This window comes from Robbsia andropogonis (assembly GCF_000970345.1).
GTDB lineage: Bacteria > Pseudomonadota > Gammaproteobacteria > Burkholderiales > Burkholderiaceae > Robbsia > Robbsia andropogonis.
The window spans coordinates 396,176-412,591 of the sequence record NZ_LAQU01000001.1; the positions used below are offsets into that span (position 1 = coordinate 396,176).

General features: G+C 61.2%; 10 protein-coding genes and 1 pseudogene. 4 read left to right on the forward strand and 7 right to left on the reverse strand.

Annotated elements, in window-relative coordinates:
- Positions 1-16: 16 nt before the first annotated feature.
- The 4 genes from tssM (at position 17) to WM40_RS01775 (ending at position 6,598) form a co-directional block, all read left to right on the forward strand.
- On the forward strand, positions 17-3,916 hold the full coding sequence (tssM, locus tag WM40_RS01760; RefSeq protein WP_046151939.1) for a type VI secretion system membrane subunit TssM: 3,900 nt from the start codon (positions 17-19) through the stop codon (positions 3,914-3,916).
- On the forward strand, positions 3,913-4,908 hold the full coding sequence (gene tagF, locus WM40_RS01765) for a type VI secretion system-associated protein TagF (protein ID WP_024905551.1): 996 nt from the start codon (positions 3,913-3,915) through the stop codon (positions 4,906-4,908). The genes tssM and tagF overlap by 4 nt, the downstream gene beginning before the upstream one ends.
- Positions 4,909-4,971: 63 nt before the next feature.
- The gene (locus WM40_RS01770; RefSeq protein WP_046152031.1) at positions 4,972-5,919 is read left to right on the forward strand and encodes an OmpA family protein; all 948 of its coding nucleotides are present in this window, start codon (positions 4,972-4,974) and stop codon (positions 5,917-5,919) included.
- An 82-nt stretch (positions 5,920-6,001) separates the two neighbouring features.
- Positions 6,002-6,598, forward strand: coding sequence for a thiamine phosphate synthase (locus WM40_RS01775; protein WP_024905553.1), 597 nt, complete (start codon positions 6,002-6,004; stop codon positions 6,596-6,598).
- 117 nt (positions 6,599-6,715) lie between these two features.
- Here the strand turns inward: WM40_RS01775 and tssA are convergent.
- The 7 genes and pseudogenes from tssA to tssC all read right to left on the reverse strand — a co-directional run bounded on the left by tssA (position 6,716) and on the right by tssC (position 16,396).
- A pseudogene (gene tssA, locus WM40_RS27590) lies at positions 6,716-7,910 on the reverse strand (type VI secretion system protein TssA).
- A gap of 46 nt (positions 7,911-7,956) precedes the next feature.
- A complete protein-coding gene (tssH, locus tag WM40_RS01790; protein ID WP_024905555.1) occupies positions 7,957-10,617 on the reverse strand; it encodes a type VI secretion system ATPase TssH in 2,661 nt (886 codons plus the stop codon).
- A 40-nt stretch (positions 10,618-10,657) separates the two neighbouring features.
- Positions 10,658-11,929 carry a type VI secretion system baseplate subunit TssG gene (gene tssG / locus WM40_RS01795; protein WP_046151941.1) on the reverse strand — a complete coding sequence of 424 codons (1,272 nt, stop codon included), beginning with the start codon at positions 11,927-11,929 and terminating at the stop codon, positions 10,658-10,660.
- Positions 11,893-13,734, reverse strand: a complete 1,842-nt coding sequence (tssF, locus tag WM40_RS01800) for a type VI secretion system baseplate subunit TssF (protein WP_024905557.1) — start codon at positions 13,732-13,734, stop codon at positions 11,893-11,895. The genes tssG and tssF overlap by 37 nt, the downstream gene beginning before the upstream one ends.
- Before the next feature lie 63 nt (positions 13,735-13,797).
- Positions 13,798-14,292 carry a type VI secretion system baseplate subunit TssE gene (gene tssE / locus WM40_RS01805; protein ID WP_046151942.1) on the reverse strand — a complete coding sequence of 165 codons (495 nt, stop codon included), beginning with the start codon at positions 14,290-14,292 and terminating at the stop codon, positions 13,798-13,800.
- Between the two features lie 15 nt (positions 14,293-14,307).
- Positions 14,308-14,853, reverse strand: coding sequence for an Hcp family type VI secretion system effector (locus WM40_RS01810; protein WP_024905559.1), 546 nt, complete (start codon positions 14,851-14,853; stop codon positions 14,308-14,310).
- Positions 14,854-14,899: 46 nt separating this feature from the next.
- Positions 14,900-16,396 (reverse strand): type VI secretion system contractile sheath large subunit, encoded by a 1,497-nt coding sequence (gene tssC, locus WM40_RS01815; RefSeq protein ID WP_024905560.1) that lies wholly within the window; start codon positions 16,394-16,396, stop codon positions 14,900-14,902.
- Between the last annotated feature and the right edge of the window lie 20 nt (positions 16,397-16,416).

Here is a 16,416-nt window from a genome sequence, read left to right on the forward strand (position 1 = left end):
AGGATCGCCTCTTTTCATGCAACGCTTGCTTCGCATACTGACCCATACCCGTACGTTGTCGATCATTGGTGCGCTGGCGCTGGTCGGCTTCCTGTTCCTGGGCGCGACCGCCTTACGCATACGCCTTGTCTGGGCGGTCGCCGTCTTCGGCATGCTCTTGCTCCTGTGGCTGCTGATCCGGCTCTTCAAGTATCTGAAGGCGCACCGCTCGGGTGCACGGCTCAATAAAGCGCTGGAGCAGCAGGTGGAAACGGCGCAACCGGCACCCGGCGCCGATCCGGCACGCCAGGCGGAACTCGACGGTCTGCGTAGCCGTCTCGCGCAAGCGGTCCGGACGATCAAGACGTCAAAAATCGGGCAGATGAGCGGTAGCCGCGCACTGTACGAATTGCCCTGGTACATCGTCATCGGCAATCCATCGGCAGGCAAAAGCTCGGCTATCCTGAACTCCGGCCTGCAATTCCCGCTCGCCGGTGAAAACAGTGCCGCGATTCACGGCGTAGGGGGTACGCGAAACTGCGACTGGTTCTTCACGACCGAGGGCATCCTGCTGGACACCGCCGGCCGCTATGCCGTGCATGAAGAAGATCGCAGCGAATGGCTCGGTTTCCTCGGCCTGTTGAAGAAGTACCGGCCACGGGCGCCGATCAACGGCATCATCGTCACCGCGAGTATCGCCGAACTGACCGGCAGCAAACCGGAGTTCGCCATTGAATTGGCAAAGAACCTGCGCCAACGCGTCCAGGAACTGACAGAAAAACTGGAAGTTTTCGCACCCGTCTACGTGATGTTCACGAAGGCGGACCTGGTCACCGGTTTCACCGAATTCTTCGGCGGTGGCGACCGCACTGAATTCGAGCGGGTATGGGGCTCGAGCTTCCCGTACGAGCCGAGCGAGAAAGTGGACGCCGTGGCGCAATTCGACAAGCGTTTCGACGAACTGCACGACGGCTTGAAGGACATCAGCATCGCGCAGATCGCGTTGAGTCGTAACGGCACGCTGGCACCTGGCCAATTGAGCTTCCCGTTGGAATTCTCGGCAATCAAGGCGTCGCTGCGGTCCTTCCTGGCAACGTTGTTCGAAACGAATCCCTTTCAGTACCAACCCGTGTTCCGCGGGTTCTACTTCAGTAGCGCATTGCAGGAAGGCGTGGCCAACAGCGCGGCGTCGGAACGAATCGCGCGGCGCTTCGCGCTAGGCGGCAACCCGTTGCCGAACGCGTCGACGACCCTGAGCAAGCACGGCTTCTTCCTGCGCGATTTTTTCTCGAAAGTGGTGTTTGCCGATCGCAAGACCGTACGGCAATATGCCAGCCCGTTGAAAACACGGGCACGCTACCTGACGTTCTTCAGCCTGGTGACGGCGCTGGCGTTGATGCTGGGCGTCTGGACCTGGTCGACGCTCAATAACCAGCAACTGACCCGCAACGTGCAAGCGGATCTCGACAAGGTCGCGCGTCTGCAGAGTGAACATACGGACCTGCAATCTCGACTCGAGGGCATGGACATCCTCGAAGACCGTATCCAGCAGTTGGAACAGTTCCGCCAGAATCGGCCGCTGTCGCTGTCATTCGGGCTTTACCAAGGCGATCGTCTGGAACAACGGCTCCTTGACGAGTACTACTACGGTATCAAGCAGTTGTTGCTGTCACCGGTCTCCGCGAACCTCGCGGCCTTCCTGAGCGATGTCAACGCGCATGCGAGCGATTTATCGCCATTGAATCACGCACCCGGCGAAGTCAATGCGCAGGCCAACGCGCCCTCGGCGCTGCAGGCCACGCGCAGAAATGCGATCACGCCCAATGGCGCGCCACCGAGCAACGGCCTCTATGCCGATGCATCGCCGACGAACGTGCAGGATGCCTATAACGCGCTCAAGACGTATCTGATGCTCGGCGACAAGCGTCATGTGGAAATCGCGCATCTGACGGATCAATTGGCCCGTTTCTGGCGGGGCTGGCTGGAAACCAATCGCGGGGCGATGCCACGCGACCAGATGATCCGCAGCGCGGAACGCATGATCACGTTCTACCTGTCGCGGGTCAATGACGACGACTGGCCGATGATCGAGGAGAACCTCGCGCTGGTCGACCAGACGCGCGCCGATCTGCGACGCGTGGTCAGCGGCATGCCGGCACGCGAGCGTGTGTATGAGGAGATCAAGGCGCGTGCATCCACCCGTTATGCGCCAATGACAGTCGCCCGTATCCTTGGGCCCGACGATGGCAAGCTGGTGGCGGGCAGCTATGCGATTCCCGGCACGTTCACACGCGAAGCCTGGTTCGATTATGTACAACCGGCCATCCGCGACGCGGCGACAAAGGAATTGCAGGCGAAGGACTGGGTATTGGACAGCACCGACAGCAATGACCTGACGCTGGATGGCAGTCCCGAACAGATCCAGAAGGCGCTGGTCGGCATGTACAAGGCCGAGTACGCAAGGCAATGGCAGCAATTCATGAACGGCATCTCGGTGCGGGAGTTCGGCACCTTCGTGCAAGCGACGAATGCACTCGACCGCCTTGGTGATCCGCAGGACTCCCCGATCCGCAAGCTGCTGGAGACTGCATATGAACAGACGTCGTGGGACAACCCGTCGCTGCTGAACACCGGCATCACGCGAGCGAAGACCGGCGTCATCAACTGGTTCAAGAACCTGTTCAACAGCAGCAACGTGCCGGATACGGCGAACATCGACATCAACGGCAAGCCGGTGGCCATGCCGATCGGTCCCGTGGGCACGGCATTCACCGGCCTGGGCCGTATCGTGATGCAACGGCAGGAAGGCTCGATGCTGCGCACGTATATGGATCGCCTGAGCAAGGTGCGTTCACGCTTCAATACGTTGAAGAACCAGGGGGAGCCCGGACCGGGCGCGAAGCTCTTGATGCAGCAGACCCTGGATGGCAATGGTTCGGAACTCTCGGACGCCCTGACGTACGTCGACGAGCAGATGCTGAACGGGCTCGGCGAGGACCAGCGCAATGCACTGCGGCCGCTGTTGGTACGCCCGCTGCAGGAAGGGTATGCGGTGATTACGCGTGCAACCAGTGGCGAGATCAACAAGATCTGGGCGGCGCAGATCTACCAGCCGTTCCAGACCAGCCTGGCCACCAAATATCCGTTCGACGCGAACGGCAAGGTAGAAGCCGCCCCGGCCGAGATCGGTCAGGTGTTCGGTCCGAACGGCACGATCTCGACCTTCGTCTCCGGCACGTTGGGACCGCTGGTAGTCCGGCGCGGTGATGTCTTGAGCCCGCGCACCTGGGGTGACATGGGGCTGCAGTTGGCGCCTGATTTCATCGCCGGGTTCGGTCGCTGGGTGGCGCCGCTCGCCGGTGGCGCGGCATCCGGCGGTGCAGCCGCGCAGCAACCCCAGACGGTATTCCAGATCCTGCCGGAGCCGAGCCCGGGCACGACCGAATACGCCATCACGATCGACAGTCAGGTATTGCGTTATCGGAATACGCCGCCGCAATGGACGAACTTCGTTTGGCCGAATCCGAATGGTCAGCCGGGCGCGCAGTTGACGGCGACCTCGTATGACGGCCGGACCATCGAACTGTTTAACCAACCGGGCAACTATGGGCTCGAGAAACTGCTGGATGCCGGTCATCCGAAACGAAAAGCCGACGGCACGTTCGATCTGGCATGGACTCAGGGCAATGTGACGGTGACCGCCCGGATGCGCATCATCAGCAGTGCGCAAAGCGGCGACAGCGCCGGGGGTAAATCAGGCGCGGGAGGTCAGAGCTTGCTCGGCCTGACGCTCCCGGCCAGTATCGTGACGATGCCGGTGCCAGGCGCACGGATCGGCGCACCGGCAAACCCTGGCAGCGGCGTCGTATCGACAGCGAGCGGTTCAGGGGCGCTGGCGGCGCCGGGCAACGGTGCATCCGCGGGAGGTAACCCATGAGCAAAGCGATCCAGCAACACCTGGAGTACTTCGGCAAGTTGCCGTCGCGTGGCGATTTCGTACGCAGCGCGCGAAACCCGCAACTGCTGAACACGCTGGACCAGTGGCTGTCGCGAACCATGGAGATGATGGCCGAGGATCCACGCTGGAAGCTGGTCTACGACACCATCGCGCCACTGCACTTCGCGTTCCTGGGCTCACATAGCAAGATCGCGGTCGCGGGGCATCTGGCCGCCAGCGGCGACGCATCGCAGCGACGTTTTCCATTTATCGTCGCCGCGGCGTTCGAAGTGCAACATCCGATGCACTTCCAGACGCGCAGTCCGCTGGCCCTCGCCCGGCTCTGGGCACGCGCCGAGGCCCACATGATGCCGTTGCTGGGCCCGCAAGATCCCGCGGGTGCGCTGCAGAACCTGGCCGATACCTTGGTCACCGTCGACGTGACGGGACCGGGCAGTCCGCACGATGGCACGTTCGACGATTTCCTCGATCACCAGACGCTCGAAGGACTGACGACCATGCTGAAAGCGGCTTCCGGTGGCGCGGCGGTCAATCCGCGCCGCACGCTGCTGGCGCTTGGCATCCTGCTGAAGCCGTTGATTGGCAATACCACGCCACGCGTGGAAAAGGGCTTGTCCCTGCCACTGCCGACGGACCCGTTGTATCGGAGTCTGGTGGCGGTACTGTGGCTGGAATTATGCGCGCCGTTCGTGTCCCGCGCGGACTTCGAGGTGGCCATCGTCATGACGAGGATTCAGGGCCGCGACCGTCTGATCATCGGTCTGGATGGCGGCTCCGCACGCACCTTGCACAGCGTGTTCGATCCGCAAGCCTACATGACGCAGAACATCGACATCGACGATCCGGAATGGGTGGACGATCAGGCGCGAGCCGATTCGTCACTGACCAAACTCGTCAGTTATCTGGACCAACCGCAACTGTCGTTGCGCGTCGCCGTGGATACGTTCCGCGAAGTCTTTACCGGGGAATAGTGGATGGGTTCGAAGCGTTTACACACACCGCCAAAGACGCGTAACACGTTATTGGCGCTGACGATGTCGAGCGGAATACTACTGGGCACGACGATCATTGGCACACCCGCACTCGCCGACGATAGCAGTGGCAATGTCGTGGTGAATCGGATCGGCGGTGACAACGCGCAAGCCACCGTGCTCGACGGTGGCAACGGCGGCGCCGGGTCCATCAGCCGAAACAACGGTCGCGGTGCGGCAGCCGTCACATCGACCGCACCCGTTACGACGACGGTGAATGGTGCCGCATCGGGCCCCGGCGGCGCCACGCGGCCAGGGCAGGTCGTGGTGGGTGGTATCGTTCCCGATGACGCGACAAAGGCGGCCGTGCTGGCACGCGTACAGGCCTTGTACGGCGCCGATAACGTACAGGATCAGATCACCGTGGGCAATGTATCCACGCCTGCGAACTGGTCAGGCAATGTACAGAAGTTATTGGCGCCGAACCTGAAGACCGTGCATCGCGGGCAGTTGAAGATCGACGGCACGCAGATCGATATCCGCGGAGAGGTAGGCAACGAAGCGCAGCGCCAGCAAGTTGCCAGCGAAATGGCCGTCGCGTTGAATCCGACGTTCACTATCCGCAACGGACTGCGGGTGGCCGCGCCGCAACAGCAGCAGAACCTGCTAGACCGGACACTGGCGAATCGTACGATCGAATTCGAGATCGGTAGTTCCGTGCTGGCGCCGGAAGGCAAGGCGATCCTGGATCAGATGGCGACTGCCCTGTCGACGATGCAGGGCACGCGTGTGGCGATTATCGGCCATACCGACAACACCGGTGATCGGCGCTCGAATATCGCGCTGTCACAAGCGCGAGCCGATGCCGTGAAGGGGTATCTGGTGGGACGGGGCATCCCCGCGCAGCAGATGGACAGCAGCGGCGTTGGCCCGGATCAACCGATTGCGCCAAATGATACCGCGGAGGGGCGCGCGCGGAATCGTCGCATAGAGTTCCGCGCGGGAACGTAAGGCGCCGTGCCGGAAGGGTCGCCGCGCGCGCCCTCCTCGATAGAAAGTGTGTAAGGTAACGGTATCGCGCCAATTTTATCCCATGACATTGTCCGCCCCATTGCCACGGCGTTACCTTATTACCCCGGAGCCCGCACCTGACGCGCCCCTGTCGACTTTCATCGATCATCTGGAAACGGCGCTTGCCGGTGGGATTACCTTGGTGCAATTACGCGCGAAGACGGTGACACCAGCGCAATATGCCTGGCTCGCCCGGGAAGCGCGGATATGCTGTCGTCGTCATGGTGCTCGTCTACTATTGAATGCTCCGCCCGAGCTGGCGCGTTCACTGCACGCCGACGGGGTACATCTGACGAGCGCGCGCTTGATGCATTGCGCGAGCAGACCGCTGCCATCCGATTTTCTTGTTTCAGCGGCGTGCCATGACACGCATCAAGTAATACATGCGAACACGCTCGGCGCCGACCTGCTAACCATTTCACCGGTCTTGGCCACAAAAACACATGTCGATGCGGAACCATTGGGCTGGCCCCGCTTCCGGGAAATCGCGGCGCTGACGTCCATTCCGGTGTACGCGCTGGGCGGCATGCGTATCGCGTCGCTCGACGAGGCGCTTGCCGCCGGCGCTCATGGAATTGCCGCCATCCGGGACTTCTGGGGTGAAGACGTACGGTCTTGAAGCATACGGCGATCACCTCTCTACCACCCACGCCAGCATGCGGATGCAGCGCATTGAGACAACGGGAGGGAATGCGCGTTTAGCATGTCCGGCCGCCGAACGATGCGCGCGGTGCCTTCACTCGTCGATGCGCTTCACCCCTAGCAAGTCATTCAGTTGTTCCAACGACGCGCCGTCCTTCACCACGGCATTGAGCCATTCATGCAACGGCATGTCGGCCCATATCGCGGCCTTTTCCGCCATATACGCCGCCGGACTATGCGGCTCCGTGCGCCGGAAAAACGCCGCCACCTCGCGCAAACGGGTAATCGCCTGCGCACGCGTGGCGATCGGCCCGGCCATGCCGCTGGACGTACCGCCATTCGACATACCGTTCCCGGCGCTGCCGCCCGACACAACACTGAGTTGCCCCATGATGTCCGCCTCCGATTGGTCGAACTGTGGCTCGATCCGTTCATAAGCGCCGCCCGTTGGTGGCGGCATGCCCGTTTGTGGTGGCTGATGCGCCGTACCGGCCGCCGCTGTCGCGCCTTCCAAGGCACCAGCGGGGGTCAATGCCCGCATCCTTCGCGAAACGCTCGGCCAGACGGCGCACCGTGTCATACGCCTCTTTTACCTGCCGGAAACTGGGTGCATCGTCGCCCGCCTTTGCATCCAGCGTCGCCTCCAGCGCCTTGAACGCCTGCTCGAACGCCGCCAGCTCACGTAACACTTGCGTGTAGAACGACGGCTTCGTCGTCCGGCGCGCGGCGTCGAATATGTCGATCGTAATCTTGCCGCGCAGGATGTCGTCGGCGTTGTCCGGGTCCCGCTTCACTGCCTGGATCAGATTGGCCGCCACCTCCCAATCCAATGCGCCATATCCGCCACCACCCTGCGTCAACGGTACGCCCCGCAGCAACTCAGCGGTCCGGCCAGACAGCCAGCCGACATTGCCCAGCCGGTAATCCTGATCCCCGTCCTCCGGCAACGGATAAAACGTGTCCCAGAATTCCGTGCAAAGGCCGTTGAGCAGCGCATATCCTTTCGTCAGGCCCGGTAGACCTTCCTTGATGCCCCATGCCTCCGTCAGCCAGACCGCGAGACGCAGGTCCTTCGTCTGCGTGGACAGCAAGGCGGTGCCACGCGCGATGACGAGATCCCAGTTGGCCTCCTTGACATCGGTCACCCATTCACCCTGATCCAGTGACGGGTCTTCGAAACGGCGCGCCTCCTGTATCACGTCGAAATCGTTGGAAAACAGCAGGTCCTCTCCTGCGGGCATGCCCTCGGCAATGGGTTGCAGCAAGGCCTGGACGGCTTCGAGCGGTATCATTTCCACTTGGTTCGGCTCACTCAACGCGTTCTCTTCGTTCGGCTTACTCGACGGTGTAGGCAAAGACATCGCCTTCGCCCGCGCTCACGGCGATCCGGCGGATCGGCGTGCCATCCGCGACGCGCTCCAGCACCTGCTGCGCGATCTCAGGCAACAGGGTGCCGTTCAAGATGTGATCGACGTTCCGCGCACCCGAGTCCACTTCCGTACACCGCGCCAACACCGCGTCGACGAGCGCTTCGTCCCATTCGAACACCGCATGGTGGTTCGCTTGCACACGCGCCTGGATGCGGGCCAGCTTCAATTCGATGATCTCGCCAAGCACCGTATCCGAAATCGGATAATACGGAATCACCTTCATTCGCCCCAGGAAAGCCGGTTTGAACGCCTTGTGGAGCGCACCGCGTAAAGCCTCGGCCAATTCGTCCGGATCAGGTAGCGCTTCCGGCGGCTGGTTCAGGCACTGTTGCATCACCGTCGATGAGCCCACGTTCGATGTCAGGATGATGATCGTATTGCGGAAGTCGATTTCACGTCCTTCCGCATCGTCCATGAAACCTTTGTCGAAAACCTGGAAGAACATTTCCAGCACGTCCGGATGCGCTTTCTCGATTTCATCGAGCAGCACGACTGAATACGGATTGCGTCGCACAGCCTCGGTCAGTACGCCTCCCTCACCATAACCGACATAACCGGGCGGCGATCCCTTCAGGCCGGACACGCTATGCGCCTCCTGATACTCACTCATATTGATCGTAATCATCTTGCGCTCGCCGCCATAGAGGATGTCGGCCAACGCCAGCGCGGTCTCCGTCTTGCCCACGCCCGACGGTCCGACGAAAAGGAAGACGCCCCGTGGCTTGTTCGGGTCTTCCAGACTCGCACTGGCCGTTTTCACGCGCTGAGCCACCGCACCAAGCGCGTGGTCCTGTCCGATCACGCGAGCGCCCAGCAGGTCCTGCAGTTGCAAGATCGTATCAATCTCATCGCGCACCATGCGGCCCAACGGAATGCCCGTCCAGGCCGCAACGATACCGGCCACCACATGCGCATCCACCTGCAACGGCAGCATCGGCTGATGTTGCTGCGCCTGTTCAAGCTCTGTGATCACCCTCGCCAGCTCCGCTTGCAATGCCGCCGGCTCCTGCGCCTCGGCCAGCGCCTGGCGCAAGGCGGCGACGCGGGCAACGAGTGCCTTCTCCTGCGCATATTGTGCGTCCAGGACGTCCAATGCCGCAGCATCCTCATCGCGTTGCGCGCGCAACGTCGTCAGCCGTCCGTCCCGCTCGACATTCACCGGTTCGTCGCGCTGCTCACGTTCCAGCACGGCAATCGCGGTGTCGGTTCGCTCGATACGTTTGCGCGTGTCCTCGATGGGTGCCGGCGTCGCGTTCTGCGCGAGTGCGACTTTGGCGCACGCGGTATCCAGCACGCTCACCGCCTTGTCCGGCAACTGTCGCGACGTGATATAGCGATGCGACAGGCGCACCGCTTCGACGATGGCTTCATCCAGCACGCGAACGTTGAAATGCTTTTCCATCAATGGCGCCATGCCGCGCAGCATTGCCGCGGCCAGGGTTTCGTCCGGCTCCTCGACCTTCACCACCTGAAAACGCCGCGCCAGCGCCGCATCTTTCTCGAAATACTTCTTGTACTCGCTCCAGGTGGTGGCCGCCACCGTGCGTAGCTCCCCTCGCGCAAGCGCCGGCTTCAGCAAGTTGGCGGCATCGTTCTGCCCCGCCTGACCGCCGGCCCCGATGATCGTATGCGCCTCGTCGATGAACAAGATGATCGGTTGCAGGCTCTTCTTGATTTCGTCGATAACCTGCTTCAAACGATTTTCAAACTCGCCCTTCACGCTGGCACCGGCCTGCAGCAGCCCCATATCCAGCACGCGTAGCGCTACGCCCTTCAGTGGTTGCGGCACGTCCTCGCTCACGATACGCAATGCCAGTCCCTCGACCACCGCGGTTTTCCCCACGCCCGCTTCGCCAGTCAGAATCGGATTGTTCTGCCGCCGCCGCATCAAGATGTCGATGACCTGCCGGATCTCGGCATCGCGACCAATCACCGGATCGATCTTACCGGCCCGCGCTTGCGCGGTAAGGTCGTTGGTATAGGTATCCAACGCCGGTGTCTTCGACTTTGCCGCCCCGGGTGCGCCAGGCGATGCGCTCGCCACCGGGCCGGCCTCACCTTCCGTCTCTTGCTCTGCCGCATTGACAGGCACTTCCGACGAGCCAGCCGTGATGTCATCGAAGCGATGCTTCAAATCCTCCAATCGCACCTTGCCGAAACGCGGCGACATACGCTGCGCGATCTGAAGCAGATCCGTGGCGGTCAGTAACGCCAACAGCAAGTGGCCGGACCGGATGCGCGCGCTATGACCATCAAGCGAGGCAATCAGCCAGCCTTGTTCGAACAGCCTGGGCAACTGCTCGGAGAAAACCGGCGTGCGTGTATTGCCGGTGCGCAGTTCCTCAAGGCTACGCTCGAAGTCGGCTCGCAGCGCGTCCGGCGCGACGCCGCATGCTTTCATGATGACGCTGACATCGGAGCGCGGATCGTCGAGCAATGCGATAAACAAATGTTCGAGATCCACCTCGAAGTGTCCGCGCGCCAGACACTCACTGGCGGCTTTCTCGGCCGCCGCGCGAGTAGTGGCATCGAGTTTTCCGATCAAGACCTTCAACGGTGTGCGCATAGTCGTGAGCCTGCTTCTTCTTAATATCGTCAAAAAAAAATCACGCGTGGTCAATGACCTGGAGCGCATATCGCGCATCATGACGATGGTCCCGGGCCGGACGCGACATCATGAAAGCATCTTGCCCCAAGCTACCCGCGCTCCCCAGGCAACCCGGCCGTACCGCGTCCTTGTGCAGCACCAACTGCACTTCGAACTCGAACAGCACGCCCACCGTCAGTTGCAGCAGTCGCGTCAATGCCAGCGCACTGGGCCGGCCACGAAGGAATGTTCGGTATTGCGCCAAAGTCATCGGTCCAATCACGAGCCGCGCGCACATATCACGCTGCCATACACGTTCACCTGACAAGGCCGTAGCGCCCAGGGTTGCGTTGTGCATGCCGAGCCGCGTCCATTGCTCAGGGGGCACCGAATACCACTTGCCGACGAACTGCACGACGTTGATCGCCACGCCGAAGTAATCGCCAAGCACCCGCTGCAGATAGGCCGCCGACATCGGCCGCTGCCGTATCGCTGCGGCGTAGCCCGCGACGGCCTCATCGAAGTGAGGGGTCAACGGATCTTCTGCCGCAACCGTGTCGCGCAGTGTGCGCTGCATGCGCGGCGCCACGCCACCCAGGGCCAGCAGATAAGGCTTGTACCGCTCATCGCGATCCACTTCGTAGTGCAGCGCCAGGCGGTACTTCTTCCATGCCCCGTAGAACAGCGCGGTCGCGCGGTTCGAGAAGATGTTCAGGTATTCACGTGCGGCGCGGTCACGCCCCAGCGTCTCGCGTTCGGCGATCTGTTCGGTATAGTGCAGCGGCAACGCGCCTTGTACACCAAGCAAGCCAAAGAAGGCCGGTGTCAGCGCGACATGATCAAGGCGGCCGGTGGCGATCGCCGCGCGTTGAGACGCGGGGTCATGCAACAGGTTGCCATCGATGTCGTAGGCCTGAAGCTGCTCGATCTCACTAGGCGGGAACCTGAGCGACAACGTTGTGCGAAACGACATCTGTGCTGTCAGCGCACGGCGCCGCATCTCACGATTTTCATGCTCCTTCCGGTCATCGTGCACGTTCACCATGGCAGCGCCGGAGGGCGGGATGTCTGCTTGCAATGCGCCGCCACGGACCGCGACGCCATCGGGATGATCACGCAATGAAGGGCTGGCGGCGGCGCGGGCCGTACGGCCGGCGATAAGGTCCTGCTCTGCCCGGCGCAGGAACCAACGCTCGAGCACACGCACCGCCTGGAAAAACCCAAAGCGATGCGGTGCTTCGAGCAGTTGCTCGACTACACCAGGACTGATTCGCCGCTTCGGGGCTGACATCGCGCAATCTCCTCGCCGGTCCGTTTCGATTTCACCACCAGCAAGGTGAAGCTGTTCAAGTGCACATAGGTCGCGAAAAACGCGTCCATGACGCCGACAAAAGTATGCAGACTCGCACCGACGAAAAAATCCTCGTCGATCGTCAACGTGATCTCGATTCCGCGAACGAACGTGGCAAAGGGCTTACCGGGCATCCAATGCACGACTGCCTGTTGCGTCACATCGGCAATGCCATCGATATGTCGTGCCGATACGGCAGTACGCGGCAAGTCGTATAGGCGCAGCATCTCGCGCAGTGGGCCTGGGCCGGTCTGCGTCAACGACACCTGGTTCATCGCCAGGTGTGAAATCAGACGCCAGTGTGCGGCGCGGCCCCGCTCGAAACGCCGGCTCGGCGTGGCCCGTCGCAGCATGACGATACGCTGGATGATCGATGTTCCTTCCAGGAACAGATCCCCCTCGCTCAAGCCGAACGCGAGCATCGAGGGCAAGTCGCGATTCGTGCAGGTCAACTCCAGGCTCAAGGTATCGGTCGCCGGCACGGCGGGATCGAAGTCGATATCAACGATCGAGATTTCGGTTTCATAGCCCGGGTTCTTGCTCGCCACCCAGTCATCCCGACGGGCGAACCAATAATGGCCAGATTGATCGTTCGACTCGCCGTGACGCAACGAATAAAACGGCCGGTATTCGACGATCGATTCGCCGTTCGCGGTCTGGCGCACCAGGTTGACCGTGTCGATCGAATACACATCGGTGCCTGCTGCACGCCGCGAATCGGGCACCACGGGATAACTCAGCGCCGTGTGATTGATCCGGATCGGTTCACCATGCAAGGGAAACAAGTTGACCACCGGCGTGCAGAACAGTTGCAGATGGTCGCGCGTCACGGACTCCAACAACCGCGCGGCGTGAGAATCCCCGCGCAGGTCCTTCAATACCAGATGCAGGGTCAGTTGCTGCGCCCGCCCGCCCGTTTGCGTCAGCGCACGCATGTCGATATCGATATAGTCGAATTTCTCCGGGAACGCGAAGTACTCGGTCAACAGCCGATAGGCAGGATGCGAACGCGGCGGTGTCTCAATCAGTGATTCATCTTCGCCGTGCCCGACCTGAGACAATGGCGTCCGGGGCAGCTTCTTCCAGCGAAAATTGCCATCGGCCTCGACATACGCGGCCGTCACGTTCAGCAACATCGCATCGGCCAATGCCGACACCAGCGATTGCTCACCCTGGATATGGGCACGCAATCTCGGCAACGGCATATCCCCAAGGCGGAACGGGACGGACGTGGATCGTAGCGTGATCGATATCAGGCCGGTGGCATTGGCCGGCAGCACGACCGCGGACGGGGCGCTGGCAATCGGCGAATACCGGACATTGCTAATCGTCACCGGCGCGAGCGTGACATCGTACGCGGTACGGAACGTGCAGGGCGCGCTGCGCACCGGGCGCGTCTGCAACGACGTGCCACGCGGGATCGTGACCGGCGCGGTCAATTGCAGCAACGCCTCTCCCGCGTCCAATTGTGCGATCGAGCACGACGGAAACGGCCGCAGGTAATGCGGATGCATCACCTCAAGCAGCGCTTCGGTGAATTCGGGATAGTCGTCGTCGAGCTTCTTGTTGATCCGTGCGCCCAGCAGCGCGAACGATTGGATCATTCGCTCGACGTGCGGGTCCTCGCTGTGCTCGCCGGACATCGCGAGCCGTGCCGCGATCTTCGGATAACGTTGTGCGAAGTCCCGCGAATAGCGTCGTAGATACGAGAGTTCCCGCTCGTAATACGGAAGCAGATCTTCCATGAGGCCCCTTATCTGCGTCCCATGTGTGGTTGTGCATCGCCGCGCGTCCGCCTGCCGATACTTTTACCGTTGTCGGCCATCGGCACCGCGTGCGCGGCTAACCGAATAACGCAGCGTGGACGGGTGCAGCATGGCGTCGAAGCTGACCGGCTCTTCGGCCGGATGTACCACCAGCAACGCCTGAATGGCAAAATACAGCGCGCTGGTGGCCTGTTCCTTAAGTTCCAACGATACTTTGACTTCTTGCAAACGCGGTTCGTGCCATGCAATCGCCTGCTGGATCGCGTCGCAGATGAACGTGCGATCGTAATAGCTCGCAAGGCTCAGACCCGAAAAATCCTGCAAGCCATAGGTCAAGACCGACTGCTTGCATTCGGGAAGCGTTTCGAGATCCGCCTCGGACAACGGCGTACGCGTGTTAAGCAACGCCTCCACATCGCGTGCTACCGTGGCTTTCAATTCCTCGACAGAAAGTGTTCGTAAGGCCGATGACGCGGCACTGCGCCGTACGTCATCATCGAACAGCTTGTCGAGCAGACTGGGTTCGAAACGCTTCATGCCACTCCCGCTCGCTTACGCTGCGTAGGTCTTGTCGTTCTTCGTCAAGCTCCACGCACCCTGCGCGTTACCGCCCTGGCTACCGCCAATCTTCTGCTGCGTGTACTTCCATTGTGCCGCGGCGTACTTCAGTGTGAAGGTTTCGCTCGGCAGCGTCGTATCGGCAGTGCTGGCGCTGGTGGTCGCCGTTGACGACGACGCACTTTGAACAGAAGACGCGATGCTCGAGATGATCACATATTTCAGCTTCACTTCCAGGTACTTGACGCGTGCGCCGTCACCGTCCGCCCGCATGAAGTCGACCGTGACTTCGTCGAACGTCGTGCCGCCCGAAGCGTGTTGGTACATCAACGGGCTGACAACGTCGATATCCTTCGTAAAGACCATATCGCCGTGCTCGCAACGCTCGGACGTATGACCGCCCGCCGTCGACGCAACGGCCGAACGCGGTTGCGTGATCGATTGGCTCCACGAGCTGATCTCGATCCAGTTTGCATGGTCCTTGTCTTGCGACTCACCCTTGAGCGCCGGGCTGCCGAATTTCAGGTAAATGTCCTTCATCTGTGATCGTCCTCGGATAGTTTAAAAATGTAAAAGATCACCATCGCTAGCCATTCGACGGCTTCGGCAGGTCAGCAACCAGCCGCAACGAGATCGACAACTCGTCAAGCTGGAAGTGCGGGCGCAGGAACGCAACCGACCGGTATGAACCGGGCTTGCCGGGAATTTCCGAAACCTGGATCGACGCTTCACGCAGCGGGAATTGCGCCTTCTGCTCTTGCGACGCGTTGTCGTCGAGCAGCACGTATTGCGAAATCCAGCGGTTCAGAAATTGTTCTACATTCTGTGCGGATGCAAAGCTGCCGATCTTGTCCCGCATCATCGCCTTCAGGTAATGCGCGATCCGCGATACGGAGAAGATGTATTGCAACTGCGCGGAAAGCACCGCGTTGGCATTCGCACTGTCCGTGTTGTATTTTTTTGCTTTCTGCACGGACTGGGCCGCGAAAAATGCGGCATAGTCCGTGTTCTTGCAATGCACGAGGGGGATGAAACCCAGGTCGCTGAGTTCCTTTTCTCGCCGGTCCGTGATCGCGATCTCGGTCGGGCACTTCAGCGCCACTTCACCATCGTCGGTCTTGAATGTGTGGGTTGGCAAATCCTCCACCAGCCCGCCTCCCTCTACACCGCGGATGGCGGCGCACCAGCCAAAGTCGTCGAATGCCGACGTCAGACGCGCGCCAAACGCCCATGCCGCATTGCACCAGAGGTAACGGCTATGGTCGGTGCCGTCCACTTCCTCGACAAAGTTGAATGTCTCCGCAACGTCCCCATCCTTTGGATTGAACGGCAGGCGCCCGAGAAAGCGTGGCAGCGTCAGGCCAACATAGCGCGAGTCTTCGGAATCCCGGAACGACTTCCACTTCGTGTATTCGACGGTATCGAATACCTTGCCGAGATCGCGCGGCTTTCCCAAATCGGAGAACGTCTCCAGACCCAGTAATTCCGGCGCCGCCGATCCGATGAACGGTGCATGCGCCGCGGCAGCGATATGCGACATCTGGTCGATGAAGAACATGTCCTCCGGCTGGCGCGAAATCTCGAAATCCCCGATCAGCGCGCCGAACGGGGCGCCCCCGAACGTGCCGAACTCCTCTTCGTAGACTTTCTTGAACAAGGCACTCTGGTCAAACTCGATCGCGGCCTTGAAATCGCGGACCAGTTCGCGCTTGGTCGCGGACAAGGCCTTGATCTTGATTGTCGATCCGGTATTGCTCTCGTGGACCAGGTAATGCAGTCCGCGCCAGGTGCTCTCGAGCTTCTGGAATTCGGGGGAATGCATCACGGAACTGAGCTGGGCGGAAATCAGGCTGTCAAGTTCGGCAACCCGCGCGTCGATCGTTGCCGACAGGTTGTCCGACACGACCACGGTACCGTCCAGCACCTGGTTCACGAGTTCACCGATCAGGTCCTTCGCCCGCGCGTGCTCGGTATCCGATTTCGCGACTTTGCTTTGCGCGACGATCTGGTCGAGCAGCGAACTTTCGGCCGCCTCGGTCTGGTTGTCTGCGGCCTGCAAGGCCGCTGCGGAAGGTTGATTCATCGGATCGCTCTGTTGATCGC